This window comes from Streptomyces sp. PH10-H1, from assembly GCF_030063355.1.
GTDB lineage: Bacteria > Actinomycetota > Actinomycetes > Streptomycetales > Streptomycetaceae > Actinacidiphila.
This window is the reverse complement of the sequence record NZ_JASISZ010000019.1, coordinates 61,050-85,766: the sequence shown is the minus strand read 5'-3', so window position 1 is coordinate 85,766 and position 24,717 is coordinate 61,050. Positions and strand designations below refer to the sequence as shown.

The window sequence follows — 24,717 nt, the reverse complement described above, 5'->3', positions numbered from 1 at the left end:
ACGAATCGATGAACGAATCGATGAAGGACATGACGCCATGAGCCTGCGCGCACGCCTCACCGTCACCGAGGAGGCGACCCCCCAGACCCAAGAGGGCCACATGGTGGCCGTCTACCGCACCAAGCTGCTCCAGGAGATCGACCTCGCCGAGATGTCCGCGCTCGCGACCGCCGAGCGCCGGGCCCGTCTGGAGCGGGTACTCGGGCACATCATCAGCCGTGAGGGCCCGGTGCTGTCCACGAAGGAGCGCGCGGGCATCATCCGCCGCGTCGTCGACGAGGCCCTCGGCCTCGGCATCCTCGAACCGCTCCTCGAAGACCCGACCGTCACCGAGATCATGGTCAACGGCCCGGACAAGATCTACGTCGAGCGCGGCGGCCGTGTCGAACAGGTCGCCGCCCGCTTCTCGTCCGCCGAGCAGCTGCTCCAGACCATCGAGCGCATCGTCTCGACCGTCAACCGCCGTGTCGACGAGTCCAATCCGATGGTCGACGCGCGCCTGCCGAGCGGTGAGCGCGTCAATGTCATCATTCCGCCGCTTTCGCTCAGCGGCCCCACCCTCACCATCCGCCGCTTCCCGCGCGCCTACACCCTCCACGAGCTGATCGGCCTGGGCACCCTCGACGAGCACATGCTGATGCTCCTCGCCTCGCTGGTCCGCGCGAAGTGCAACATCATCGTCAGCGGCGGCACCGGCTCCGGCAAGACGACGCTCCTCAACGCGCTGTCAGGGCTGATCCCGGACGGCGAGCGCATCATCACCGTCGAGGACGCCGCCGAGCTGCAGCTCCAACAGGACCACGTCATCCGGCTGGAGACCCGGCCTCCGAACGTCGAGGGCGAGGGCCGCATCACCATCCGTGACCTCGTACGCAACTCGCTGCGCATGCGCCCCGACCGGATCATCGTCGGCGAGGTGCGCGGCGGCGAGACCCTCGACATGCTGCAGGCCATGTCCACCGGCCACGACGGCTCGCTCGCGACCGTTCACGCCAACTCGGCGGAGGACGCGGTGCTCCGCCTCCAGACGCTGGCCTCCATGAGCGAGGTCAAGATCCCGTTCGAGGCGCTGCGCGACCAGATCAACAGCGCTGTCGACGTCCTCGTGCAGCTCAACCGGCACGTCGACGGCACCCGCCGCATCATCGAAATAGCCATGCTCTCCTCCCGTGGCCGCGACACCTTCCGTCTCACCAGCGCCACCCGCTTCCGCGCCGAGCCGCTCGGCGCCGACCGCATCGTGCGCGGCTGGTACGAGCACCACCCCCTCCCCAGGGAGCTGGCGGAACGCCTCTACCTGGCGGGCGAACACATCCCGGCCGCCTACGGGGTCGGATCCAGCGAACTGGAACTCGACATCCGGGAGGCCAAGTGAGCGACCGGCTGCCCCTGATCGTCATCGGCGCCACCCTGGTCGCCCTGGTGCTGGGCGTCTGGGGACTGCACGCCTGGTCCGGCGGCCGCGCCGAACGCGCGGCCCTCGTCGAACGGCTCGCAGGCGAGCCGGGGGAGGGCACCGGGCGCCATGTCCCCTTCGCGGGGCTCGACCGGCGAGTTCGCGCCACTCGCTGGGGCCGCCGCCTCGCCGGCCGTCTCGCCGCCACCGGCACCGCCCTCACCCCAGGCCAGTTCACCGCGGCGGCCGTCGGCGTCGTCGGTGGCGCCTGGCTCGTGGCCCATGTCGTCCTCGCTCCCTTCTTCGGGCCGATCGCCGGGCTCATCGCCTTCTGGTCCGCCTACTCCTTCCTGGAGTGGCGCCGCCGGATACGCACCGAACGCTTCATCGCCCAACTGCCGGAACTCGCCCGGGTGCTGGCCAACGCCACCCAGGCGGGACTCGCGCTGCGCACCGCCGTCGGCATGGCGGCGGACGAGCTGGAGGCCCCCGCGGGCGAGGAGCTCAAGAAGGTCGCCGACGCCATGGCGATGGGCCACTCCGTCGAGGACTCCCTCGCCGAGCTGCAGGAACGCCTTCCCAGCCGGGAGCTCATCGTCCTGGTCTCCACGCTCGTGCTGTCCAGCCGCGCGGGCGGCTCCGTCGTCGAGTCGCTGCGCAATCTGACGGTGACGCTCGAGGAGCGGAAGGAGACCCGACGGGAGATCCGCACCCAGATGTCCCAGGTCACGGTGACCGCGTACGCCGTACCCGTCATCGGCATCGGCTCGCTGTTCCTGCTCAACCAGATCATGCCGGGCTCGCTGAGCGCCATGACCGGTTCCAACCTCGGCCGTATCTGCGTGCTCATCTCGCTGGGTCTGTACGTCGTCGGCTTCTGGATGATCCGCCGCATGTCCCGGATCGACGTATGAACCGGCGTATGAAGGGCGGCCACCGCACGTGATGATGATCGGACTCGCCCTGGCCGCCGCCGTCGCCCTGTGCGCGGTCGGCATCGTCTACGCCGTCGCCCTGCTGCGCTCCGACGCCAAACTCCCCGACGACCTGATGCTCGCCCTGGAAGTCGGCCGCACCCGCACCACCCGCACCGGCAACGCCGTCGATCAACTCGGCATGCGCTGGGCCCCGACGGTCATGCGCTGGATGGGCCCGGCCCGGGTGGCCAGAATGCGCATGAGGATCGATCACGCGGGCCATCCGCACGGACTGACGGTGGAGCGGTACGCGGCGCGGCGGGCGGTGTACGGGGCGCTGGGCGGGCTCGCCGCCTTCACCCTCCTCACCAGCGGTCACTGGTTCCTGGCACTGATCCTCGTCGGATACGCGTGGGGCTGGGCCGATCTGGGACTCTGGCTCGCCGTCCGCAAGCGCCGCGACGACATCGAGCGGACCCTCCCCGACTTCCTGGACGTGCTCGCGGTGGTGGTGAGCGCGGGGCTCGGCTTCCGCCAGGCGCTGGAGCGCGTCAATTCCGTCTACAAGGGCCCGTGGTCGGACGAAATCCGCATCGCCCTGCGGCAGATGGACGTCGGCGTCAGCCGCCGGGACGCCTTCGACCAGCTCAGGAAGCGCAACCGGAGCGATCAGGTGAGCCAGTTCGTGAGCACGCTGCAACAGGGCGAGGAACTGGGCGCGCCCATCGCGCGGACGTTGCTGCAGATCGCCCAGGACATGCGGCGGAGCGAGGCACAGAACGCCCGCCGACGGGCGGCGCGGACGGTACCGAGAGCCACCGGCGTGATCACCATGCTGCTGGTGCCCGCAACGATGATTCTGCTGATCACGGGCACGATCATGGGCTCGCAGATCAACTTCGGCAATCTCCTCGGGAATGGGTGATTCCGGGCATGTGTCATGTACGGAACCGCCATATTGGATGCGCCAATTGGCGCGTAAAGGGCTGCGGTTGCTCGGGGTTCGGGTGTACCTTTGCAGGCGTAACCATATTTGCACCTGCAATTAAGAACGGATCGCTACGGGCCGGACCGATGAGAGGCGGTGCGCCGTGAAGGGTGACGTCGGGGTCGGGGTCGGCGGTCGTAGCGAGCGTGGGAACGAGAGACCGGCCGTCGCATCGGGCGCGGTCGGCGTTCGTCAGGTGACAAAGGATGGGGCGATCAGACATGAGCAGGTGGGCAGTGAAGCGGCTCGTGGTCACGCAGATCTGGATGCGCGAGAAGCTGAACAGCGACCGGGGGCAGACGGCGTTCGAGTACCTCGGGATCGCGGTCGTGATCGCGGTGATCATCGGGGTCCTGGCGGGAACGACGGACATCGGCACGAAGGTCAAAGAAGGCATCACCAGCATGATCAACAAGATCATCGCCGGCAGCGGCAAGTAGAGCGCGCACGCCGCGATGACGGCCAGACCCTCGGTCTGTACATCGTCGCGGTGGCAGCACTGTTCTTCCTCGCCTTCGCCTTCTTCGCCGTCGGCCAGGCTTCAGTGACACGCAACAGCGCCCAGACCGCCGCCGATGCGGCGGCTCTGGCCGCTGCGCGGGCGACTCGCGATGGGGCCGCAGAGGCATTCCTCGCGGCTCTGAAGGCCGGAGATCTCGCCGCGCTCGGCAATCTGCTGCAGGGCTCGGGCATGAGCGGGGCCGGCGCTTGCGACGCGGCACGCGGATACGCCAACGACAATCGCGCCGACTTGGAGGTCTGCGATCCGGTCGCCGATCCGCTCGGCTACTCGGTCGGGGTGAAGACCCAGGGGACGGTCGGAACATCCGTGGTCGATGGCACGGAGAACCTGCACGCCAAGGCATCGGCCACGGCAGTTGTCGAGTCGCGCTGCACCCTGAGCGGGATGGAGCGCAAGGCGGTCAAGTTCACCTGCGCCGGTCAGGTCGTGACGGTTGATCCGACGGCGAACGACTTCCGCCTGGATCTGTCGACCTTCTACTCCGTCCACCTCAGCAGCTGACGGCCGATCGAGTAGAGAAGGAACGGGGAACGATGAACAACCAACCGAGAAGGATGGGCTACGGGGCCTGGGTTGCGCTCGTGGCCAGCAGTGTCCTCGTGTTGGCCGGATGCGGCGGCGGGGGCGACAAGAAGCCGGACGGCGGCGCGTCCAAGTCCAGCAGCTCTCACGCCGCTGGATCCACCGGCGGCAGTGCGCCGGCTTCCGCCAGCCCGACGCAGATTCTGGCGCAGATCAAGGGCGAGAAGAACGTCGAGGTCAGCATCTACTCCGCCGCACGGGATTCAGGTGGCTTCGTCACCATCCAGGGGGCGGTCACCAACAACGGCACCGATGTCTTCGACGCGACGAACTGGGTTGGTCAGGAGACCGCGGTCAGCCAGTCGGGTGCCTCTGTCGCCGGTGCGGTTCTGGTCGATCAAGCGGGCAAGAAGCGCTATTACGTGCTTCGGGACACGGACGGTAAATGCCTCTGCACGATGAAGTTGCTGAGCATCCAGCCCAAGGAGACCCGCCCCATCTTCGCCCAGTTCCCCGCCCCACCCGCCGGCACCACCTCGGTGGAATTCCAGCTCCCCACCATGCCGCCCGCAAAGATCCAGATCTCGGAGGGGTGACCGGACATGCCCCGTACGAAGCGACTTGCCGCCACCGCGGCCGTTCTCACCCTCACGTTCACGTTCGCGGGGCCGTTGGCGCAGGCGGGGGCGGACGGTGGGCCGTCGGCGTCGCCGTCGACGGCCACGCCGACGGCGCCGGTGAAGATCGATCCGACGTCGCCGCGGCTGAAGTTGCCGGAGGGGGCCAAGCTGGCTCCGGCGAAGGTGCTGGACATCGTGGCGGTCACGGATCAGTCGACGAAGAGTGCGGATCAGCCGGAGCAGCGGCATGAGGAGTCCAACTCCTCGATCACGTATGCGCTCCAGGCGGAGGTGCTCTTCACGATCGACAGCGCGGTGCTGTCGCCGCTCGCGGCGACCCGGATCAAGGCCATCGCGAGCGACATCAACGCGAAGAACGTTGCATCACCCATCAGGGTCTTCGGGTTCACGGACAACCTGGGCAGCAGCGAGCACGGCGCCGTGCTGTCGAAGCAACGCGCCGACGCCGTATACAAAGTTTTGGCGCAGGCGCTTGGCTCCGCCGGTGGCTCGGCCCACAGTTTCCAGGTGCGTGGGTACGGCGAGGACTACCCCATTGCCGACAATTCAACCGAAACCGGCCGCAGCCAGAATCGCCGGGTGGAGATCACGTTCACGCCGCCCGCCGCGTGATGTGCTGAGCACGCGCTCAGAAGCGGTACGGTGTAACTCCCCCCCTCGGGCCGGTTCGCTCTCCCCCCCCTGCGAACCGGCCCGTTTTTTATGCCCTGGACGGGGTGGCCCTCAGCGGGTTCTCGTCGACGACCGGCCGCTCGGTGGACGTCCCCGGGTGGCGGCCACGCGACAGGTCGGCGTCCTGGCCGGGGCGGAGGGCGGAGGGGTGCGGCGCTGCGGTTCCCCGGGCATCGCGTCGAGATCGTCGTGCGGACGGCAGCAGGAACCGTGCCGTGGAGGTCACGACGAGGGACAGCCACGCCGCCCCGTCCTCGTCCGGATCACCGGGGCCGACGTCGACGGCTGGCTCGACGAGCTGCGGCAGATCGTGAACAGCATCGAGGTCGGCTGACGTCCGCCGACATCCGCTGGCCTCGACGTCAGCCGACGTCGATCTCCACCCGCGTCCCGCGCCGCAGTCCCCAGCGCTCCATGGAGCCCGCCTCGGCCTCCAGTACATGCCGGGCGCGCAGCCGGGGCCGCCCCAGGCGGCCGGGCGGCATGGTGCGCACAGCCAGTACCCGTAGCCGGCGGTCCAGGAAGGCGACGTCGATCGGGAAGCGCATCCGTACGGTGTGCACGCTGGTCGCGGGCGTGAGCAGCAGTGCTCCGGTCAGCCCGTCCCGCCCGAGCAGCCCCCGGGTCCTGGCCCGGTAGGACGCGGCGATCTCCAGCGGTACGGGGGATGCGTCCGAAGACCTCCCTCCGTCCGCCGCGCTCCCCGCGGCGAGCCGCAACGTGCCCCTGCCGTCCTGCCACCGGCCCATCCGTCCCGCCCCTCCGTGTAGCGTCGGTCCCCGGAAACCCACAACCCCGACCCCCGCAGGGCCGCGCCTCCCGCGCCGTGCCGAATCCGTCCCGCACGGGAGGACACCGGATGTCTGTCTATCTCACCGCAGTCGCCGCCGTCTGGGGAATCGCGGCGGGCCTCGTGCTGCCGCGCCCGGCGTACCGGCTCGCGGTCGCGTCCGCGGAGCCGGTGCGTGTGGCCGACGGCGACGGGCTGGCCTATCCGGCGGGCCCGCGCGGCTGGCTCGGTGGGGCCGTCGGGGCCGGCGGGACCGGCCGGAACCGGATCGCGTACGGCACCGTGCTCCTGTGCACGACGGCCTGTGCCGCGCTCGCCGCGCTCGTGGGAGCGCGTCCTGAACTGGTGGTGTGGCTGCTGCTCGTGCCGCTGGGCGTGCTGCTGGCCCGCATCGACCTCTCGGTATTCCGGCTCCCCGACGCCCTGACGCTCCCGGCGATGGCCGGCACGGCCGTCCTGCTGGGCGCCGCCGCCCTGCTGCCGGGGCACGACGGCTCCTGGCCGCGGGCGTTGCTGGGCGGGGCCGTTCTGGGGGCGGTCTACTTCCTGCTGTTCCTCATCAACCCGGCCGGCATGGGCTTCGGCGACGTGAAACTCGCCCCGACGCTCGGCCTCGCGCTCGGCTGGTACGGCTGGCCGGCGCTCTTCCTGGGCACGTTCGCGGGCTTCGTGCTCGGCGCCGTCGCCGGGCTCGTCCTGCTGGTCACCCGCCGGGCGAACCGTAAGACGCCCATCCCGTTCGGACCGTTCATGCTGGTCGGCGCGCTCGGCGGGGTGCTGCTGGCGGCGGCCTAGCAGCCGCCGGCAACACGCCGCCGGACTTCCGAACCCCCCTCCGAAGGAATCGCCGCGCGAGTCCCTCAGCAGTGAGCGTTACGCCTCGCTGCTGACCGACCAGAGGTTGACCCCCGCCGGCTCCACCGCGTACTTGTCGATCTCCGTCAGCTCCTCCGTCGTGAGCTTCGGCGCGCCGACGGCGGCTACGTTGGCCTCCAGCTGCGCGACCGAGGAGGCGCCGATGAGCGCGGAGGTGACGCGCTCGTCGCGCAGCACCCAGCTCAGCGCGAGCTGCGCGAGGGACTGGCCGCGGCGCTGCGCGATGTCGTTGAGCGCGCGGAGCCGGCGAACGGTCTCCTCGTTGACGAGGCCCGGGTCGAGGGACTTGCCCTGGGCGGCGCGGGAGTCCTCGGGGATGCCGCCGAGGTACTTGTCCGTCAGCAGCCCCTGGGCGAGTGGCACGAAGCCGATGCAGCCCATTCCCTCGTCGGCGAGGACATCGAGGAGCACGCCCCCGTCAGATGACGGCGTCTCGATCCAGCGGTTGATCATCGAGTACGAGGGCTGGTGGATGAGCGCGGGAACGCCCAGCTCCCGCAGGATGCGGGCGGCCTCGCGGGTGCGCTCGGGGCTGTACGAGGAGATGCCGACGTAGAGCGCCTTGCCCTGCTGGACGGCGGAGGCCAGGGCGCCCATCGTCTCCTCGAGCGGCGTCTCGGGGTCGAAACGGTGGGAGTAGAAGATGTCGACGTAGTCGAGGCCCATACGGGACAGTGATTGGTCGAGCGAGGAGAGCAGGTACTTGCGGGAGCCGGCGTCGCCGTAGGGGCCGGGCCACATGTCCCAGCCCGCCTTGCTGGAGATGACCAGCTCGTCGCGGTAGGGGCGGAAGTCCTGGGCCAGGATCGTGCCGAAGTTGGACTCGGCGGCGCCGTAGGGCGGCCCGTAGTTGTTGGCGAGGTCGAAGTGGGTGACGCCCAGGTCGAAGGCGCGGCGCAGGATCGCGCGCTGCGAATCGAGGGTGCGGTCGTCGCCGAAGTTGTGCCACAGGCCGAGCGAGATCGCGGGGAGTTTGAGCCCGCTGCGGCCGGTGCGGCGGTACTCCATGGAGTCGTAGCGCTCGTCGGCGGCGCGGTAGAGGGAACGGTTATTCATGAGCTCTGCCTATCACGGCTTCTCGTCGCGGATCCGAACCGGAGGCCGGGCACCCGGTTCGTGTGTGTGCCGCCGCGCGCAGTACTGTGGCGATCGGGTGACGAGCGCTGGAGGGGCTGGTACGCGATGAATCTGCGCGACCTGGTGTATGGGCTGTATGCCCGCCGAGTGGAGCACCGCCTCGATCTGGCTCAGGGACCCAAGCACATCGGCGTGATCCTGGACGGCAACCGGCGCTGGGCGAAGGCCGCGGGCGGTACGACGGAGCAGGGCCACCGGGCCGGCGCCGACAAGATCGCCGAGATGCTGGGCTGGTGCGAGGAGACCGGTGTCGAGGTCGTCACGCTCTGGCTGCTGTCGACCGACAACCTGGACCGTCCCGCCGAGGAACTCGTCCCGCTGCTGGGCATCATCGAGGGCGCGGTGAGCGGGCTGGCCGAGACCGGCCGCTGGCGCGTCCACCATGTCGGCACGATGGACATGCTGCCGTCGCGCACCCAGTCGGTGCTGAAGGAGGCCGAGCAGGCCACCCACGGCGTCGAGGGCATTCTGGTGAACGTCGCGGTCGGCTACGGCGGCCGCCAGGAGATCGCGGACGCGGTCCGATCGCTGCTGCACGAGCACGCGGGGCGCGGCACCTCCATCGAGGACCTCGCCGAGCTGCTGGACGTCGAGCACATCGCGGAGCACCTCTACACCCGCGGCCAGCCCGACCCCGACCTGGTCATCCGCACCAGCGGCGAGCAGCGGCTGTCGGGCTTCATGCTCTGGCAGAGCGCGCACTCCGAGTACTACTTCTGCGAAGTCTTCTGGCCGGCCTTCCGCAAGGTCGACTTCCTGCGCGCGCTGCGTGACTACGCCGCTCGGCACCGCCGCTACGGTTCGTAGTCCCCTCCCGGCACCAGTCCCGGCACTCCTCCCGGCACCCTCCTCCCGGAACCCGTCACGGCTGCTGCGTAGCTTCTCCGTAGCCTTCCGCTTGGCCCCTTACGGCCATCTGCCGCATTTTTTTCGGGTCCGATGCGCGATTGATGGCACAGCCGTCATATGCAGTCGCATAGGCACCCGCTTTCGAGGGCATACACCGGTCAACAGCGGACGGCACCCAGGTTCGTCCGCCCGGGAGGCCCATTGCCCACGGACGTGCCGTTTACGGAGGGCCCCGGACGGGCCCACGTGCCCGGTCCCGGCCCAGTACAGCGCGACGTTGTCGCACCCCGACCTCTGCCCGAGGGGGTTCGTCCACACGTGGTGAAAAGCAAGAATCGCCGGGAGCACGACCGGCGCACTTACGTCCTCGACACCAGCGTCCTGCTTGCCGACCCCAACGCCCTCACCCGTTTCGACGAGCACGAAGTCGTGCTCCCGGTGGTGGTGGTCACGGAGTTGGAGGCCAAGCGGGCCCATCCAGAACTCGGCTACTTCGCCCGCCAGGCGTTGCGGCTGCTCGACGACTTCCGGATCAAGTACGGGCGGCTCGACGCCCCGATCCCGATCGGCGAGCTGGGCGGCACGCTCCGTGTCGAGTTGAACCACTCGGACCCCGGGGTGCTCCCCGTCGGGTTCCGGCTAGGCGACAACGATTCGCGCATTCTGGCGGTCGCCCGCAATCTGCAGGCCGAGGGGTACGACGTCACGGTCGTCTCCAAGGACCTGCCCCTGCGGGTGAAAGCCTCCTCCGTCGGCCTCGCGGCCGAGGAGTACCGGGCCGAGCTGGCGATCACGTCGGGCTGGACCGGTATGGAGGAGCTGCTGGTCGACGCGGAGGAGGTGGACAGGCTCTACGCGGAAGAAGTCATCGTCCTGCCCGAGGCGGGCGACCTGCCCGTGCACACCGGTCTGGTGCTCCAGTCCGAGCGCGGCAAGGCGCTCGGCCGGGTGACCGAGGACGGCCGGGTGCGGCTGGTGCACGGCGACCGGGAGGCCTTCGGGCTGCACGGCCGCAGCGCGGAGCAGCGGGTCGCGCTGGATCTGCTGCTCGATCCCGAGGTCGGGATCGTGTCGCTGGGCGGCCGGGCAGGCACCGGTAAGTCGGCGCTGGCCCTGTGCGCGGGCCTGGAGGCCGTGCTGGAGCGGCAGCAGCACCGCAAGGTGATGGTCTTCCGGCCGCTGTACGCGGTGGGCGGACAGGAGCTGGGATATCTGCCGGGCAGTGAGTCGGAGAAGATGAGCCCCTGGGCTCAGGCGGTCTTCGACACGTTGTCCGCGGTGACATCGAAGGAGGTCATCGAGGAGGTCGTGGCGCGGGGCATGCTGGAAGTGCTGCCGCTCACGCACATCCGGGGCCGGTCGCTCCACGACGCGTTCGTGATCGTGGACGAGGCCCAGTCGCTCGAACGGAATGTCCTGCTGACCGTTCTGTCGCGAATCGGCTCCGGATCGCGGGTCATTCTGACCCATGATGTGGCGCAACGTGACAATTTGCGGGTCGGTCGGTACGACGGCGTGGTGGCCGTCGTCGAGAAACTCAAGGGACATCCGCTGTTCGCGCACATCACGCTCAACCGGTCCGAACGCTCCCCAATCGCCGCATTGGTGACGGAGTTGCTGGAGGACAACGGGGTATAACCCGGTAACGGTGCGTGAGTTGAGGCTGCTGCGCCCCCAAGGGGCGCAGCAGCCTAGCGTTGTCGGGGGCAGTGCGCCGGTATTTTCGGACCAACGAGGCGTGTGACGTTTGCCACGCAACCATAAATTGCTTGACGGCGTTCCCTTCCGGCTAGGGTGTGACGCTGTCAGGCCCCGCTTACGGCACACCCGCACCCCCAGCGGTGCGGAACCCCAGAACTGAACAGCGCCGCCGCCGTAGGCCGCCCGAGCACCACGCGGAATCCCGTCAGGGATCCGCACCGGGCCAGTGCCCCCGTGACCAGTCGGACCGTTCGCGGTCCGGAACAAGGGGAGGCCAGCGTTCAGGGGCACGATTTCGTCCGCGAGGTCACCACGCGGCCGATGCTGGAAGGACAACCGTGTGAGCCGGATCTCGGTCCGGGGATTCGCTGTGGCCTCGGCCACCGCAGTCACCACCGTGGGCGCCGTAGTCGGCGTCGCAGCAGGCGCTGACCAGGGCTCCAACCAGCCTGTCGAAGCCGTCGGCGCGACGACCGTACTCGCGGACATACCCGCTGGCCAGCAGGTTCAGCAGGCTTCACTGACGCAGCAGGCGCAGGCACAGTCCGACGCCGCCGACGCGACAGCCAAGAAGACCGCTGAGGACGCCGCGCGCCAGAAGGCAGCCAAGGACGCCTCCGCCAAGAAGAAGGCCGCCGACGACGCGGCCGCCAAGGCGAAGGCCGACCGAGAGGCGGAGACGAAGGCCGCCGCGAGCCGTTCCAACGAGCGCGCGACGTTCGCCACCAAGAGCTCGTACACGACCGCCGAAGTCAAGGCGATGGCGGAGCAGATCGTCGGTGCCGACCAGTTCCAGTGCTTCTCCAACATCGTGGAGCGCGAGAGCGGCTGGGACTACACGGCGACGAACCCCTCTTCAGGTGCCTATGGGCTCGTGCAGTCGTACCCCGGCTCGAAGATGGCTTCCGTCGGCGACGACTGGCGGACCAATCCGGCCACGCAGATCAAGTGGGGCCTGAACTACATGAACGACCGCTATCACAGTCCGTGCGGTGCCTGGTCCTACTGGCAGGTCCACCAGAATTACTAGACCGCCGGTCACGCTCGCGTGAATGCCCCCCGACCCTTGCCGGCCGGGGGGCATTCTCATGAGCGGGGTCCGGAGCGGGAGGGGGGATGGCCTCGGAGGCAACCCGGAGCACGGGTAACGTCGTCCTCCTCACCGGTGCGGTGCCGGAACAAAGGGGCAGGGGAACGCGATGTCGGAAAAGCGCCATTGGGGCGCAGTGGTGGCCGCCGGGCTGGCCAAGCTCGCCGACCGCCTCGATGAGCGGCGCGCGGAGGTCCGGGCGGAGCAGGACGAGCAGCCCGACGCCCCGCCGGAGACGACCGGGCCGAAGCCGAAGCCACGGCCGAAGCCCGGGCCGGAGTACGCCCCGGAGACCGGGGCGCGGAGGGATCCGCGTCCCGCGCCCAAGGCCGTCGCAGCGCCCGGGCATCCGCCGCAGGCTCCGGCCGGGCAGTTGCCCGATCCCCTGGGCGTCGTGCCGTGGAGCATGCGCGTCGGGGCCGAGGTCGCCTGGCGGCTGCTGGTGCTGGCCGGCATGGTCTGGGTGCTCATGAAGGTGATCGACGCCATCCACCTGGTGATCCTGGCCTTCGTGGCCGCGCTGCTCATCACCGCGCTGCTCCAGCCCGTCGTGGGCCGCCTCAGGCGCGCCGGGGTGCCGCGCGGCCTCGCCACCGGCATCACCTTCATCGGCGGCTTCGTGCTGATGGGTCTGGTCGGCTGGTTCGTGGTCTGGCAGGTGATGAACAACGTCGACGACCTGTCCACCAAGCTCCAGGACGGCGTCGGCGAGATGAAGCGCTGGCTGCTCAACAGCCCGTTCCATGTCACCGAGGACCAGATCAACCAGATCGCGAAGAACCTCACCGACACGATCAGTACCAACACCAAGGCGGTCACCGACGCCGGCCTGCAGGGCGTCACCGTCATTGTCGAGCTGCTCACGGGCATACTGCTGGCGATGTTCAGCACGCTCTTCCTGCTCTACGACGGCCGCAACATCTGGAACTGGACGCTGAAGCTGTTCCCCGCCGCCGCCCGCGACGGCCTCGCGGGCGCCGGGCCCCGCGCCTGGCGGACGCTGACGCTGTATGTGCGGGGCACGGTGATAGTGGCTCTCATCGACGCCGTCTTCATCGGCGTGGGCATCTACATCCTGAACGTGCCGATGGCGGTGCCGCTGGCCGTCGTCATCTTCGTGGCCGCGTTCGTCCCGCTGGTCGGTGCCGTCGCCTCCGGCACGCTGGCGATGGTCGTCGCGCTCGTGACCGAGGGGCCCTTCACGGCTCTGATGGTCCTGATCGTGGTGCTCGCGGTCCAGCAGATCGAGGGCCATATCCTGCAGCCCTTCATCCTCGGCCGCGCCGTCCGCGTACACCCGCTGGCCGTCGTGCTCTCGGTCGCGGCCGGAGCGCTCATCGCCGGTATCGGCGGCGCCGTCGTCGCGGTCCCGCTCGTCGCCGTGACGAACACGGTCGTCGGCTACCTGCGCAGCCACGCCCGTGAGGCCGCCATGGCCACGGAGCCGGGCCCGCACGGCGCCACGGTGGAGGATCTCGCCCCGGTGAGCCCGGCGGGCCTTCCGGACCCGGCGAGCCCGGCCTAAGGGTCTTGCACGTACGACGGCCCCCGACCGATGGTTGGGGGCCGTCGTACGTGTTGTGTAGCCCTCAGCCGGCGATGACGGCCTCGGCGTCGAGGGTCGTTCCGACCGCCTGGACGACGGCGGCGATCTTGAACGCCTCCTGGATCGTCTCGCGCGAGACACCGCCTTGCGCAGCACGGCCTCGTGCGAGTCCAGGCACTGACCGCAGCCGTTGACGGCCGAGAGCGCCAGCGACCACAGCTCGAAGTCCACCTTCTCCACACCCGGGTTGCCGATCCGGCTCCAGCTCGCTCAGCACACGCGGCGAACGCGATGCGATGGCGACGGCGAGCACGGTGCCCCACAGCTGCTGCTGCGTCAGGAGTGCTGTGTTTTCTGCGTGGCCGATGACCGAGCTGAGGTTCAGCTTGAGGTCCTTGGCGTAGTCGGGGAGCGCCGACTTCAGGTTGTCGAGGGACATCTCAGATCACTCGCCCGCGAGAAGCGCGACCGGGTCGAGAGTCGTCTCGCCCTTGCTCCAGTTGCACGGGCACAGCTCGTCGGTCTGCAGGGCGTCGAGCACCCGCAGGACCTCCTTGGGGTTACGGCCCACGGAACCGGCGGTCACCATCGTGAACTGGATCTCGTTGTTGGGGTCGACGATGAAGACGGCCCGCTGCGCGAAGCCGTCCTCGCCGGGGATACCGAGGTCCGAGCGGACACGGAGCGTGCTCGACGCGCTCGGCGGTCTGCTGGAGGAGGCCGAAGCGGCCCGCGCGCCGTTCACCGGTGTGCTGCGGCTCGGGGTGATCCCCACCGTCGCGCCGTATCTGCTGCCGACGGTCCTGCGGCTCGTCCATGACCGGTACCCGGCGCTGGATCTGCAGGTGCACGAGGAGCAGATCTCGTCCCTGCTGGAGGGACTGACCGGCGGGCGGCTCGACCTGCTGCTGCTCGCGGTGTCGCTCGGGATGCCGGGAGTGACCGAACTGCCGCTGTTCGACGAGGACTTCGTGCTGGTCGCGCCGCAAGGGCACTGGCTGGCCGGTCGGATGGCCATCCCGCGTGCGGCGCTGCGGGAGATGGACCTGCTGCTGCTCGACGAGGGGCACTGTCTGCGCGACCAGGCGCTCGACATCTGCCGGGAGGCCGGGAGGCCGGACGGCCGGACGGCCGGACGGAGCGCTGGTGACGACCACCGCCGCCGGGCTGTCCACGTTCGTGCAGCTGGTCGCGGGCGGGCTGGGTGTCACGCTGCTGCCGCGCACCGCGGTGCTGGTCGAGACGGGACGCAACGACCAGCTGTCGACCGGGTACTTCGCGGATCCGGCGCCGTCGCGGCGGATCGCGCTCGCGATGCGCGGCGGGGCCGCCCGCGCGGAGGAGTTCACCTCGTTCGCCGCCGCACTGCGCGAAGCGCTGCGACCGCTGCCCGTCCGGGTGTTGGACGACCACGGCGAGGACACGGGCGCCGGCCGGGCTTGAGGGAGGTATGCCCGGCCGACGACTGGTGCCGGATCCGTCGGTGCTACTCCGTCCGCAGGCCGTCCGGGCGCATCATGCGCCACAGCGGCGGCAGGCTCAGCAGGGTGACCAGCAGCACCACACCCGCGCCGACACCCGTCATCGTGGCGGCACTTGCCCAGTCGACCCGGATCGGCGAACCCACCATCTTCAGCAGCACGGAACCGAGGCCGAGCCCGCCCACGACCGCCACTGCCAGCCCGAGGGCGACCGGAAGTGCGGTCTGCCACAGCACCGACAGCCCGAGCGTGGAGCGACGGGTGCCGAAGGCGACCAGAACCGCGAGCAGCTTCTTGCGCTCGCGCAGCTGCTCCAGCATGGAGACGAGCAGACTGATGCCGATCATCAGCAGCGTCGTCGTCGCCCCGATGAGCAGACCGCGCTTGATGCTGGTGAACTTCCGTGCTGTCTCGGTGCCTTGGAGTTTCATGACCTGTGCGGCGTCGCCCAGCCTGGCGGTGGTGTTGCGGACGTGGTCCTCCGCGTCCGCCCGCTGTGCGTCGAGCTTCAACAGCACGACGGCGTTCGGCTCCCGCAACCGTGCCACATCCAGGGCGCCAGGGGTGGCGAGGATGCCCCACTCCTGGTTGCCGGACGGGCTGGTGCGCCTCTTCACCGTGCGGACTGCGGCCGGGACGGTCCACAGCCTCGGCGGTCCGGTGATCCCCATGTTCTGCGGGCCGTTGAGGTCGATCCGGGTGCCGGGGCCGGCGACGGCGGGAGGACTGGAGGACGCCTGCTGCGCGTCCGGGAGGACGCGGTAGACGCTGCCGTCGGCGCAGTCGCTCACAGCGGCGATCTCGCTGAGCGCGGCGCAGTCGCCGACGATCACCGGGAAGGAGGGGATGTCGTTCGCCGCGTCGGGCGTGCCGGCGGCCTTGGCCTTCGCCGCCGCGCCGTCGGGGATGGCGTACGCCTGGACGAGTCCGAGTGCCGACCGCACACCCGGAGTGGTCCGGTACGCGGTGATGGCCGCCGTAGCCTGCGGGCCGTCCTTGACCTGCATGTTGGCCTGCATCTGGGCCCGGTTCGGGTCCTTGCCGGTGCTGGAGGTGAAGTCGTCCTGGATTCCGCTGAACAGCATCTGCAGGGCGATGGCCCCGGCCACCGCGATGGTGATGCCGTTGACCATGCGGGCGGACGCGCCGCTGTTGAGCTGCAGGCGGCGGGTGGCGAGCTGCCAGGGGACCGGGCCGCCGCCGAAGCGGTTGACGACCAGTTCGACCAGCCAGGGCAGCGCGGCGGTGACACCGACGAGCAGCAGCACCGCGCCTGCCGAGATCTGGTACTCGTTGAGCTGCGCATTGCCCCGGACACCGCCGAACAGCGGGGCCAGCAGCGCCAGGCCGGCGACCGGGATGAGCAGCCGCCACCACAGGCGCCGCTTGCGCAGCCCCGCGTTCCTGACGACGCCCAGCGGTTCGATCGCGATGCCGCGCAGCGCGAAGACGGTGACCGCGACGGCCGCGGCCGGAACGGCGAGCACGATCAGGAGGGCGAGTCCGGTGCTGGGCCTGACGTCGGAGGAGAAGACGCTCATGTCGTAGAGCGTGATCTGCCCGGTGAAGTGCCGCCCCACCAGGAAGAACCCGAGGCCGAAGACGAGTCCGGCCAGCGAACCGACGAGTGCCTCGCCGGCCGCGATCCGCCGCGTCATCCGTGTGTCGGCGCCGACCAGGCGCAGCGCGGCGAGCCGCCGGTCGCGGGTTTCGCCGCCGAAGCGGACGGCGGTGGCGATGAGGATGGCCACCGGCATCAGCAGCACGATGAGGCCGATGACGACGAGGAGGGTCAGGACCGCGCCCAGACCCGCCGACATGTGGTGGCCGCCGCCGATCCGGTCGACGCGGGTGGCGTGCGCGTCGGTGATCGTGTCGCTGCCCGCGTAGTAGGCGAGTTCGCCCGGCCCCAGCAGACCGTCCTTGGCGATGGTGCCGGTGACGCGGAAGTTCAGCCGCTCCTTGAGGAGCTTGCCCTCCGGGGAGTCGAGCAGCCTTTCGAGGGCGGGGGAGACCGTCATCTCGCCCGGGGCGGGGATCTTGGACAGACCCGGCGGGATCGGCGGCTCGGCACCGTCGGGCCGCAGCACCCGGCCGTAGACGGACTCACCGCGGTACGAGGTGTCGGTCGAGTGGATCAGCATCGTGGTGGCGGCGGGCGGAAGCTTGGCGCCGAAGTACATGTCGTCACGCGCGGTGCTGCGCTGCGAGCGGGCGTCCATCATCGCCGGGACGGCGGCGGCGAGCAGCAGAACCGCCACGCCGAAGCCGACGCCGACGGCGGTCAGCAGGGTGCGGGTCCAGCCCTCCCTGCCGCCGGCGAGCGTGAAGCGCGCGCCGAGCGCGAGGTCGCGGGCCCAGGTACGGAGATCGGTACGCGGTTTGGCGCCGGTCTGCGTGTCGGTGCCCTCATCGGGAGGCGTATCGGAGGGCGGTGGTGTGCGGTCCTGGCTCACGCGACCCGCTCCATGTCCCGGGACTTGCCGTCGCGCACGACGATCTCGCGGTCGGAGTACGCGGCGACCCGCGCTTCGTGGGTGACGAGCACCACGGCCGCGCCGGTGTCGCGGGCGGCGTCCGTGAGCAGTCGCATGACGCGCTCACCGTTGAGCGAGTCCAGCGCGCCGGTCGGTTCGTCCGCGAAGATCACCCGCGGGCCGCCGACGAGCGCGCGGGCCACCGCGACTCGCTGGCCCTGGCCGCCGGAGACCTCGCCGGGGCGCTTGTGCCCGAGGTCGTCGACCTCCAGCCGCTGCATCCACTCGGTGGCCTGGCGCTCCGCGACCTTGCGCTTGGTGCCGTTCAGCCGCAGTGGCAGGGCCACGTTCTCCACGCAGGTCAGCTCGGGGACGAGCTGGCCGAACTGGAAGACGAAGCCGAAGTCGCCGCGGCGCAGGGCGCTGCGCTCGGCGTCGGACATCGCGGACAGCTCGTCGCCGCGGTAGAGGACCTTGCCGGAGTCGGGCCGCACGATGCCCGCCAGACAGTGCAGCAGCGTCGACTTGCCGGAGCCGGACGGGCCCATCACGGCCACGACCTCGCCGGAGCGGATGGTGAAGTCCGCGCCGTCCAGCGCAGGGGTGGGTCCGTAGGTCTTGTGCAGCGCGTCGGCGGAGAGGAGCGGCAGGCTGGGCAGAGGGGTGGAGCCGGTCACTTGCGTACCTCCGTCGCGAGCTGGTCGAGCCGGGCGGCGGTGAGTTCCAGCCACCGCAGATCCGCCTCCAGGTGGAAGAGCGCGTGATCGCAGATCAGCTGGTCGGCGAGATCGCCGCCGGACTTGCGGCGGGTGAGCTCACGCATCAGGCGCAGGTGCTCGGCGCGCTGCGTGTCCAGCAGACCGACGGCGCTGCGGCCGGTCAGCAGAGCCAGTACGACCTTGGTGTACAGGGTCGTCTGCAGATACGGCTCGGGCTTCTCGGGCTGGGCGAGCCACGCCTCGACGTCGGTCAGCCCGGCGTCGGTGATCGCGTACCGCTTGCGCTCGGGGCCGCTGCCGGGCTCTATGCCCTCGACCTCCACGAGCCCGTTCTTCAGCAGCCGCGCCATCGTCGAATAGACCTGCCCGTAGTGCAGCGGGCGGTCGTGGCCGAAGCGTTCGTCGAAGGCGCGCTTGAGGTCGTAACCATGGCGTGGGCCGGACTCAAGGAGTCCGAGCAGGGTGTGGCCGATTGACATGCCAGCACTCTACACGAGGTGTATACGTGGTGTGTATAGACGTGGTGTCTGGTCCATCGGTGCAGGTCAGCCGGTTGTGAGCGATGAGCCGGGCGGCGTCCGGGAGGACGGGCTGGGCGGCGCGGCCCCCGCACAGGACGACCCCGCCTTCGACGATGGTCTGGCGGGCGGCGACCAGCGCACGCCCGCTGGCGCCGGAGTATGGCGGAGGTCGACTGGGGGCACCGCTCGTGCCGAGCTCGCGCCGCGATGGTCAGCGGCGGGCGGCGGCCAGGATGTGGTCGACGGAGAGTTCGACCTCGGCGCCGACCGACGACGGGAGGGTGAAACTCTCGCCGGGGGCGTAGACGCGGTGGTTCTGGTACTCGTTGGCGAACGGGTCGGTGAGGACGTGAATGCGCTGGTTCTTGCGGTTGACGATCATGTAGGCCGGCCATCTGCGCGTGCGACATATCGAACATTTGGCCCCATCGCCATCGACACGATGCAGCCCCGGGGCACGGAGGGGGGTAACACGTGCGCCGGGGCTGCGTCTCGCGGGGGGAGGGGCGGCGGCGGGGTCAGCCGCCGTTGACGGCGACCGCGATACGGTCGCCGATCTCCTTGTCGATGCTGCGCCAGTACTGCAGCGCGCGCTCCAGTACGGGTGCGCTGACTCCGTCCTTCAGATGGCCGGAAACGTTCGTGACCAGCCGCTGCCGGGCGGCGTCGTCGAGGACCTGCCGCACCTGTGTGCCGGCCTGCCCCCAGTCGTCGTCCTCGCGGTGCAGCGCGTACGTCTCGCGGACCATCTCGCCCGCGGTCGCCCAGCCCGCCGGTTCGCCGAACCGCTGGGTGTCGGCGGCCGGCCCCCCGTAGGAGTTCGGCGCGTAGGGGGCGGCCGCGCGGGACGGCTCGTACCGCATCGGGCCGTCCTTGGCGTAGGAGTCGACCCGCGAGTGCGGCCGGTTCGGCGGGAGCTGCGCGTAGTTCGGGCCGATCCGGTAGCGGTGGGTGTCCGGGTACGAGAAGAGCCGGCCGAGCAGCATCTTGTCCGGGGACGGGCCGATGCCCGGCACCAGGTTCGACGGCTCGAAGGCGGCCTGCTCGATGTGGACGAAGAAGTCTTCCGGGTTCTTGTTGAGCGTCATCCGGCCGACCTCGATCAGCGGGTAGTCGCCGTGCGGCCACACCTTGGTCAGGTCGAAGGGGTTGAACCGGTAGTCCGCCGCGTCCTCGAACGGCATGACCTGCACCCGCAGCGTCCACGACGGGTGGTCGCCGCGCACGATCGAGTCGAACAGGTCGCGCCGGAAGGCGTCGCCGTCCTGGCCGGCCAGCGCGTCGGCATCGGCCTGGGTGAGGAAGTCGATGCCCTGGTCGGTCTTGAAGTGGTACTTGACCCAGAACTTCTGTCCGGCGCCGTTGACCCACAGGTAGGTGTGGGAGCCGTAGCCGTTCATGTGCCGGAAGTTCTTGGGGATGCCCCGGTCGCCCATCAGCCAGGTGACCATGTGCGCGGATTCCGGCGACAGCGTCCAGAAGTCCCACTGCATGTCGTGGTCGCGCAGCCCGCTGTCCGGGCGGCGCTTCTGCGACCTGATGAAGTCCTGGAACTTGATCGGATCACGGACGAAGAAGACCGGGGTGTTGTTGCCGACCAGGTCGTAGTTGCCGTGTTCCGTGTAGAACTTGAGCGCGAAGCCGCGCGGGTCACGCCAGGAGTCCGGGCTGCCCTGCTCGCCCGCCACGGTGGAGAAGCGGGCCAGCATCTCGGTCCGCTTGCCGGGCTGGAAGAGATCGGCCTTGGTGAACTGGCTGATGTCGTTCGTGACTTCGAAGCTGCCGTACGCTCCGCTGCCCTTGGCGTGCACCACCCGCTCGGGGACCCGTTCGCGGTTGAACTGGGCCATCTTCTCGATCAGGTAGTGGTCCTGCAGCAGGATCGGTCCGTCCGGTCCCACCGTCAGCGAATGTTCATCGCTCTCCACCGGAATTCCGGCGTTGTTGGTGGTGTACGGGGTGCTCATCGCGTATGCCTCCCGTTCGAGTCGAGAGTCCTGTACCGGGTGGTCGCTTCCCCGACCACCCTTGCACTGAACCACTCGCTCGGCACGCCGGGCAACGGCGCGGTCGCCCGGACGCTACGGGATCGCCAGCTCGAACCAGACCACCTTGCCCGCGCTCAGCCGCGTCGCCCCCCACCGCTGTGCCATCCGGCTCACGAGATACAGCCCGCGCCCGCCCTCGTCCTGCGGCTGGGCGTGCCGCATCTGCGGCAGCAGCGGCGCGTCGTCGCCGACCTCGCAGCGCAGTACGTCCGTCCGGAGCAGCCGCAGGGTGATCGGCCGCTCGGCGTACCGCACGGCGTTGGTGACGATCTCGCTGACCAGCAGCTCGGTCGGTTCGATCAGGTGTTCCAGGTCCCAGCGGCGCAGTGCCTGACGGGCGAGCCGACGGGCCCGGCCGGCGGTTTGCGGCTGCGGCTCCAGGTACCAGTAGGCGACGTCGCTCGGCGAGATCCCGTCGAAGCGGGCCGCGAGCAGCGCGATGTCGTCGTCGCGGTCGCCGGGGCCGAGGATCTCCAGGATCTCGTCGCAGAGCGGTTCCAGGGGCGGCGGCGACAGGACGGTCGCGGCGTCGTGCAGCCGTTCCCGGAGCAGCTCGATGCCGCCCCACACATCGCGGGTGCGCGACTCGACGAGGCCGTCGGTGTACAGCACGAGGGTCGCGCCGGCGGGCGCCGGCAGCTCGACCGCCTCGAACGGCACTCCGCCGACGCCGATCGGCGCGCCCGGCGGTACCCGCAGCACCTCGGCCAGGCCGTTGGCGTGCAGCAGGATCGGTGGCGGATGTCCGGCGTTGGCCACGACCAGCCGGTGCGCGATCGGGTCGTAGACCGCGTACACACAGGTGGCCATGCGGTCGCTGCCGAGCCGCTGGGCCTGCTCGTCCAGGTGGTACAGCACCTCCTGCGGAGCCAGATCGAGTCCTGCGAGGGTCTGCACGGTGGTGCGCAGCTGGCCCATGATCGCCGCCGAGGTCATGGAGTGGCCCATGACGTCGCCGACCACGAGCGCGACCCGGCTGCCGGGCAGCGGGATCGCGTCGTACCAGTCGCCGCCGACCCGCGCCGATTCCGCGGCCGGCAGATAACGGCTGGCCAGCCGCACCCCGGTGGGCTGCGGCAGGGAGTCGGGCAGCATTTCGCGCTGCAGGGCGTCCGCGATGTACGCCTCGCGGCCGTACAGCACGGCCTTGTCGACGCCGAGCGCGGTGTGCGTGGCGAGCTGGGCGGCGACCAGCAGGTCGTCGGACTCGAAGGGCGGCCGGTCGGGGCGGCGCAGCAGCACGGCGGCGCCTATGACCCGGCGGCGGCCGCGCAGCGGAGCGAGGATCGCGCGGCGGCCGGTCGGCAGGACGACATGGTGCTGGCCTCCGTCGTTCCTGGCGGTGGCCGGCTCGGGGTGTAATCCGGACCGGGACGCGCCGGCGGAGGCCGCGGGCCCCTCGCCGAAGCGGAGCAGCTCCTCCAGCGCCGCCGCCGACTGCGGGGATTCCGCGAAGACCGGGCGTACCCCGCGCAGCACCTCGGCCAGCGGTCCGTCCAGCCGTACGAGGGTGCTCTCGGCGGCGCCGCCGTAGGCCGGCTCCGCGGGCACCGGGGGCAGCACGGTGCCGACGTAGGACTGCCCGCTGGGCTCGTCCAGGCCGCCGTCGGCGCGCCGCAGCCGGAGCACGAGCGGCCCGGACGGCCGTTCGTCGCCGACCGGCAGCGGGTCGCGCAGGTAGACCAGGATCGCGTCGGCGAACGCGGGCACCGCGGACCGGCACAGGCCCAGCAGGATCTCGTCGAGGTCCAGGCCGCGGGCGATCCGCCGGGTGGCCGCCCCGACGTACCGCAGCCGTTCGGCCTCGGGGGCCGACCGGGTGGCGGGGGCCTCGGAGGCGGACGGGGCGGGGACGGCGGAGGAGGCGGGCGTGGCGGGTGCGGGGATCCGGGTGCCGGCCGGCTCCTCATGGCGGGGATGGCCGGCGGGCTCCATGGCGGAGCCGGCCGGGCCCGCGGTGCCGCGCGGCGGAGTGCTCGCGAACGTCGCGTCGGCCGTGGGGTCGCGCCGGGGAGTGCCCGCGGCCTTCGCCGCCTGCCGGTCCCGGTCCCGTGCGGAGTGGTCGTCGGAGACCGCCTGGGGCGGGGTGGTGGCGGGCTGGTCCTGCCGGTCGGAGCCGGCGGGCCGTTCGGAGCCCGGGGGCAGGCGGAAGCCGCCGCGCGGGTCCGGCAGCGGTGCCGGCATGGCGGCATCCATTCCCGGTTGCCGCGCCGGGGGCGGGGGCGTGCGATCCGTGGTCACGCGAGTCGTTCCATCCGGTTGTGCGCCACGCGCTGGCCGCGGCGGGGATTGGGCCGTGTCAGGCGCGTCGTCGGCAGTAGAGGAAGAGCTGCTCCTCCGGCGGCACATCGGTGCTCGCCGGTGCATAGGCGTACGACTCCTCCTCGATGACCTCGAAGCCCGCGTCCGCCACTACCTGGTGCAAATCATCCCGTAGATAACCGGATACCCGGATGGTGTTACCAAGGAACGGGATTGCGAAGTCATCCACATCCGCTTCGACCATCGAGAGGGTGAGGAGACCCGCGGGCTCCAGCAGATCATGGATGGCGCGCAATGCGTAGGGAATCTCCGTGCGCGGCAGCATCAGCAGGGAGAAGAAGGCCGCGACTCCGTCGAAGGAGCCGAGGTCGAGCGAGCCGCCGGGGCGCAGGTCGGCGATGTCGCCCTGGCGGAAGACGGCCTGCGGCACGTACTGCGCGGCGAGGGCGAGCATGCCGGCGGAGAGGTCGACACCGGTGACGTGGTGCCCGGCGTCGGCGAGCTGCCGGGTGCTGGGCAGGCCGGTACCGCAGCCCAGGTCGAGCACCCGCGATCCGGGGGGCAGCGACTCGGCGAGCCACTGTCCCGCGGCGAGCTGGCCGTCCTTGTGGGGAAACGCCTCGTCGTACCGGTCGCCTATCGCGTCGAACGCCTCGGCCTGGCCTCTGCGGTCCAGCTTTATGTCCTCGTAGCCGCCGGTTCCCACTGCCTCGGGCCTCCTTGGATGCGTGACTGATGTCTGGGGTTGAGACTGGGCTTGATGACTTGGCGTCAGACTCTGGGTCGTGGTTCGGAATTGCGCAGTGTTGCGGAGCACGATCCTACGTTTGACGACCCGGGGAGCATCAAGGGGCTCACGAGGTCACTTTGCCGGACGGTTCCAGTCGTCCGGAAGTGACGGCACCGCCCAGCCCGGATCGGGGCGCCAGTCCTCCCACCCGTCCCGGAACGGACGTCCCCAGGAGCGGATCACCCCGGCCGCCTGCCGTCCGGCGGACCGTACCCGCTCGGCCCGGTCGGCCGTCATCAGGCCCGCGAGCTGCGCCTGGGCGAATTCGTCCTCGTCCAGCCAGTGCCAGCTGCGGTCCGGGCGGACCGCGATGTCGAGGAAGTGGTCCTCGGAGTCCAGACCGCCGGACCAGCGTCGGCGCGGCTCCTCCAGGTTCACGTACCAGTTCTTGAAATGCCAGCGTTTGTCCCAGAACAGCCATACCGACCACGGCTCGCCCGGGTGTGCGATTTTCAGCACACCCGCTCCCCACCACTGTTCGACGCGCGTAGTGCGCGGCTTGAGATAGCGGGTGGCGAGCGGCTCACGGTGGATCGGCGACCCATCGGCGAGCACGGGCTTCACGCACGCGGTGCCGGGCGCCATCCAGACCGCGAGCAGCTCGGCGTCATCGCGCACGACGGTCACTGGGCGGCAGATGTGCAGCTCGTCGGTGCCGTTGCCCCGATAACGCCACAACACTTGCTCACCCGGCGACCAGTAGCCGCTGGTACTCGGCCCGTTTCCGTCAAGAAGGGTGTCGGCTGTCATGAACAGATCTTACGGATCGGC

General features: G+C 70.2%; 22 protein-coding genes and 4 pseudogenes. 14 read left to right on the top strand and 12 right to left on the bottom strand.

Annotated features, from left to right (window positions below):
• Positions 1 to 37 precede the first annotated feature (37 nt).
• The 8 genes and pseudogenes from QMK24_RS14680 to QMK24_RS14645 all read left to right on the top strand — a co-directional run bounded on the left by QMK24_RS14680 (position 38) and on the right by QMK24_RS14645 (position 5,993).
• Complete coding sequence (locus tag QMK24_RS14680; protein ID WP_283466272.1) at positions 38 to 1,375, top strand: TadA family conjugal transfer-associated ATPase; 1,338 nt, start codon at positions 38 to 40, stop codon at positions 1,373 to 1,375.
• Positions 1,372 to 2,310 carry a type II secretion system F family protein gene (locus QMK24_RS14675; protein ID WP_283466270.1) on the top strand — a complete coding sequence of 313 codons (939 nt, stop codon included), beginning with the start codon at positions 1,372 to 1,374 and terminating at the stop codon, positions 2,308 to 2,310. Before QMK24_RS14680 ends, QMK24_RS14675 begins: the two co-directional genes overlap by 4 nt.
• A gap of 34 nt (positions 2,311 to 2,344) precedes the next feature.
• Positions 2,345 to 3,238 (top strand): DUF5936 domain-containing protein, encoded by an 894-nt coding sequence (locus tag QMK24_RS14670; protein WP_283466294.1) that lies wholly within the window; start codon positions 2,345 to 2,347, stop codon positions 3,236 to 3,238.
• Positions 3,239 to 3,522: 284 nt separating this feature from the next.
• Positions 3,523 to 3,741: a hypothetical protein gene (locus tag QMK24_RS14665; protein WP_283466268.1), complete on the top strand. Its 219-nt coding sequence runs from the start codon at positions 3,523 to 3,525 to the stop codon at positions 3,739 to 3,741.
• A gap of 32 nt (positions 3,742 to 3,773) precedes the next feature.
• Positions 3,774 to 4,325: pseudogene (locus QMK24_RS14660) on the top strand (pilus assembly protein TadG-related protein); the annotation flags it as partial.
• Between the two features lie 32 nt (positions 4,326 to 4,357).
• The gene (locus tag QMK24_RS14655; protein ID WP_283466266.1) at positions 4,358 to 4,942 is read left to right on the top strand and encodes a hypothetical protein; all 585 of its coding nucleotides are present in this window, start codon (positions 4,358 to 4,360) and stop codon (positions 4,940 to 4,942) included.
• Between the two features lie 6 nt (positions 4,943 to 4,948).
• Positions 4,949 to 5,599, top strand: coding sequence for an OmpA family protein (locus QMK24_RS14650; protein ID WP_283466264.1), 651 nt, complete (start codon positions 4,949 to 4,951; stop codon positions 5,597 to 5,599).
• Between the two features lie 157 nt (positions 5,600 to 5,756).
• On the top strand, positions 5,757 to 5,993 hold the full coding sequence (locus QMK24_RS14645; protein WP_283466261.1) for a hypothetical protein: 237 nt from the start codon (positions 5,757 to 5,759) through the stop codon (positions 5,991 to 5,993).
• 28 nt (positions 5,994 to 6,021) lie between these two features.
• Here QMK24_RS14645 and QMK24_RS14640 read toward each other — a convergent pair whose 3' ends face one another.
• Positions 6,022 to 6,408 (bottom strand): DUF192 domain-containing protein, encoded by a 387-nt coding sequence (locus QMK24_RS14640; protein WP_283466260.1) that lies wholly within the window; start codon positions 6,406 to 6,408, stop codon positions 6,022 to 6,024.
• 110 nt (positions 6,409 to 6,518) lie between these two features.
• On the opposite strand from QMK24_RS14640, the gene QMK24_RS14635 reads away from it, so the two are divergent.
• The gene (locus QMK24_RS14635) at positions 6,519 to 7,244 is read left to right on the top strand and encodes a prepilin peptidase (protein WP_283466259.1); all 726 of its coding nucleotides are present in this window, start codon (positions 6,519 to 6,521) and stop codon (positions 7,242 to 7,244) included.
• A 78-nt stretch (positions 7,245 to 7,322) separates the two neighbouring features.
• On the opposite strand, the gene mgrA is transcribed toward QMK24_RS14635, so the two are convergent.
• Positions 7,323 to 8,381, bottom strand: a complete 1,059-nt coding sequence (gene mgrA, locus QMK24_RS14630) for an L-glyceraldehyde 3-phosphate reductase (protein ID WP_283466257.1) — start codon at positions 8,379 to 8,381, stop codon at positions 7,323 to 7,325.
• Between the two features lie 126 nt (positions 8,382 to 8,507).
• Between mgrA and QMK24_RS14625 the strand changes: the two genes are divergently transcribed.
• The 4 genes from QMK24_RS14625 (at position 8,508) to QMK24_RS14610 (ending at position 13,627) form a co-directional block, all read left to right on the top strand.
• Entirely contained in the window at positions 8,508 to 9,269 is a 762-nt protein-coding gene (locus QMK24_RS14625; RefSeq protein ID WP_283466255.1) for an isoprenyl transferase, read from the top strand.
• Positions 9,270 to 9,629: 360 nt separating this feature from the next.
• A complete protein-coding gene (phoH2, locus tag QMK24_RS14620; RefSeq protein WP_283466252.1) occupies positions 9,630 to 10,949 on the top strand; it encodes an RNA 5'-3' helicase PhoH2 in 1,320 nt (439 codons plus the stop codon).
• 403 nt (positions 10,950 to 11,352) lie between these two features.
• Positions 11,353 to 12,042: an aggregation-promoting factor C-terminal-like domain-containing protein gene (locus tag QMK24_RS14615; RefSeq protein ID WP_283466250.1), complete on the top strand. Its 690-nt coding sequence runs from the start codon at positions 11,353 to 11,355 to the stop codon at positions 12,040 to 12,042.
• 169 nt (positions 12,043 to 12,211) lie between these two features.
• Entirely contained in the window at positions 12,212 to 13,627 is a 1,416-nt protein-coding gene (locus QMK24_RS14610) for an AI-2E family transporter (RefSeq protein WP_283466248.1), read from the top strand.
• Positions 13,628 to 13,691: 64 nt separating this feature from the next.
• Here the strand turns inward: QMK24_RS14610 and QMK24_RS14605 are convergent.
• Positions 13,692 to 14,087: pseudogene (locus tag QMK24_RS14605) on the bottom strand (carboxymuconolactone decarboxylase family protein).
• Positions 14,088 to 14,093: 6 nt separating this feature from the next.
• Positions 14,094 to 14,321 (bottom strand): annotated as a pseudogene (locus QMK24_RS14600) (peroxiredoxin); the annotation flags it as partial.
• A 1-nt stretch (position 14,322) separates the two neighbouring features.
• Between QMK24_RS14600 and QMK24_RS14595 the strand changes: the two are divergent.
• A pseudogene (locus QMK24_RS14595) lies at positions 14,323 to 15,091 on the top strand (hydrogen peroxide-inducible genes activator); the annotation flags it as partial.
• 43 nt (positions 15,092 to 15,134) lie between these two features.
• Here QMK24_RS14595 and QMK24_RS14590 read toward each other — a convergent pair.
• The 8 genes from QMK24_RS14590 to fomD all read right to left on the bottom strand — a co-directional run bounded on the left by QMK24_RS14590 (position 15,135) and on the right by fomD (position 24,696).
• Complete coding sequence (locus QMK24_RS14590; protein WP_283466246.1) at positions 15,135 to 17,585, bottom strand: FtsX-like permease family protein; 2,451 nt, start codon at positions 17,583 to 17,585, stop codon at positions 15,135 to 15,137.
• Complete coding sequence (locus QMK24_RS14585; RefSeq protein WP_283466243.1) at positions 17,582 to 18,283, bottom strand: ABC transporter ATP-binding protein; 702 nt, start codon at positions 18,281 to 18,283, stop codon at positions 17,582 to 17,584. Before QMK24_RS14585 ends, QMK24_RS14590 begins: the two co-directional genes overlap by 4 nt.
• Complete coding sequence (locus QMK24_RS14580) at positions 18,280 to 18,804, bottom strand: PadR family transcriptional regulator (RefSeq protein ID WP_283466241.1); 525 nt, start codon at positions 18,802 to 18,804, stop codon at positions 18,280 to 18,282. Before QMK24_RS14580 ends, QMK24_RS14585 begins: the two co-directional genes overlap by 4 nt.
• Positions 18,805 to 19,057: 253 nt before the next feature.
• The gene (locus QMK24_RS14575; protein WP_283466293.1) at positions 19,058 to 19,294 is read right to left on the bottom strand and encodes a Uma2 family endonuclease; all 237 of its coding nucleotides are present in this window, start codon (positions 19,292 to 19,294) and stop codon (positions 19,058 to 19,060) included.
• A gap of 70 nt (positions 19,295 to 19,364) precedes the next feature.
• Positions 19,365 to 20,813, bottom strand: coding sequence for a catalase (locus QMK24_RS14570; protein ID WP_283466239.1), 1,449 nt, complete (start codon positions 20,811 to 20,813; stop codon positions 19,365 to 19,367).
• 114 nt (positions 20,814 to 20,927) lie between these two features.
• Positions 20,928 to 23,078, bottom strand: coding sequence for a SpoIIE family protein phosphatase (locus QMK24_RS14565; protein ID WP_283466237.1), 2,151 nt, complete (start codon positions 23,076 to 23,078; stop codon positions 20,928 to 20,930).
• A gap of 115 nt (positions 23,079 to 23,193) precedes the next feature.
• Positions 23,194 to 23,862 carry a class I SAM-dependent DNA methyltransferase gene (locus QMK24_RS14560; RefSeq protein WP_283466235.1) on the bottom strand — a complete coding sequence of 223 codons (669 nt, stop codon included), beginning with the start codon at positions 23,860 to 23,862 and terminating at the stop codon, positions 23,194 to 23,196.
• A gap of 156 nt (positions 23,863 to 24,018) precedes the next feature.
• Positions 24,019 to 24,696 (bottom strand): cytidylyl-2-hydroxypropylphosphonate hydrolase, encoded by a 678-nt coding sequence (fomD, locus tag QMK24_RS14555; RefSeq protein ID WP_283466234.1) that lies wholly within the window; start codon positions 24,694 to 24,696, stop codon positions 24,019 to 24,021.
• Between the last annotated feature and the right edge of the window lie 21 nt (positions 24,697 to 24,717).

Coding starts and splice junctions, on each gene's coding strand:
- QMK24_RS14580 (WP_283466241.1), bottom strand. CDS start 18,804: ATGTCAATCGGCCACACCCTGCTCGGACTCCTTGAGTCCGGCCCACGC.
- QMK24_RS14635 (WP_283466259.1), top strand. CDS start 6,519: ATGTCTGTCTATCTCACCGCAGTCGCCGCCGTCTGGGGAATCGCGGCG.
- QMK24_RS14610 (WP_283466248.1), top strand. CDS start 12,212: ATGTCGGAAAAGCGCCATTGGGGCGCAGTGGTGGCCGCCGGGCTGGCC.
- QMK24_RS14640 (WP_283466260.1), bottom strand. CDS start 6,408: ATGGGCCGGTGGCAGGACGGCAGGGGCACGTTGCGGCTCGCCGCGGGG.
- QMK24_RS14625 (WP_283466255.1), top strand. CDS start 8,508: ATGAATCTGCGCGACCTGGTGTATGGGCTGTATGCCCGCCGAGTGGAG.
- QMK24_RS14570 (WP_283466239.1), bottom strand. CDS start 20,813: ATGAGCACCCCGTACACCACCAACAACGCCGGAATTCCGGTGGAGAGC.
- QMK24_RS14670 (WP_283466294.1), top strand. CDS start 2,345: ATGATCGGACTCGCCCTGGCCGCCGCCGTCGCCCTGTGCGCGGTCGGC.
- QMK24_RS14655 (WP_283466266.1), top strand. CDS start 4,358: ATGAACAACCAACCGAGAAGGATGGGCTACGGGGCCTGGGTTGCGCTC.
- mgrA (WP_283466257.1), bottom strand. CDS start 8,381: ATGAATAACCGTTCCCTCTACCGCGCCGCCGACGAGCGCTACGACTCC.
- QMK24_RS14650 (WP_283466264.1), top strand. CDS start 4,949: ATGCCCCGTACGAAGCGACTTGCCGCCACCGCGGCCGTTCTCACCCTC.
- QMK24_RS14665 (WP_283466268.1), top strand. CDS start 3,523: ATGAGCAGGTGGGCAGTGAAGCGGCTCGTGGTCACGCAGATCTGGATG.
- fomD (WP_283466234.1), bottom strand. CDS start 24,696: ATGACAGCCGACACCCTTCTTGACGGAAACGGGCCGAGTACCAGCGGC.
- QMK24_RS14680 (WP_283466272.1), top strand. CDS start 38: ATGAGCCTGCGCGCACGCCTCACCGTCACCGAGGAGGCGACCCCCCAG.
- QMK24_RS14565 (WP_283466237.1), bottom strand. CDS start 23,078: ATGCCGGCACCGCTGCCGGACCCGCGCGGCGGCTTCCGCCTGCCCCCG.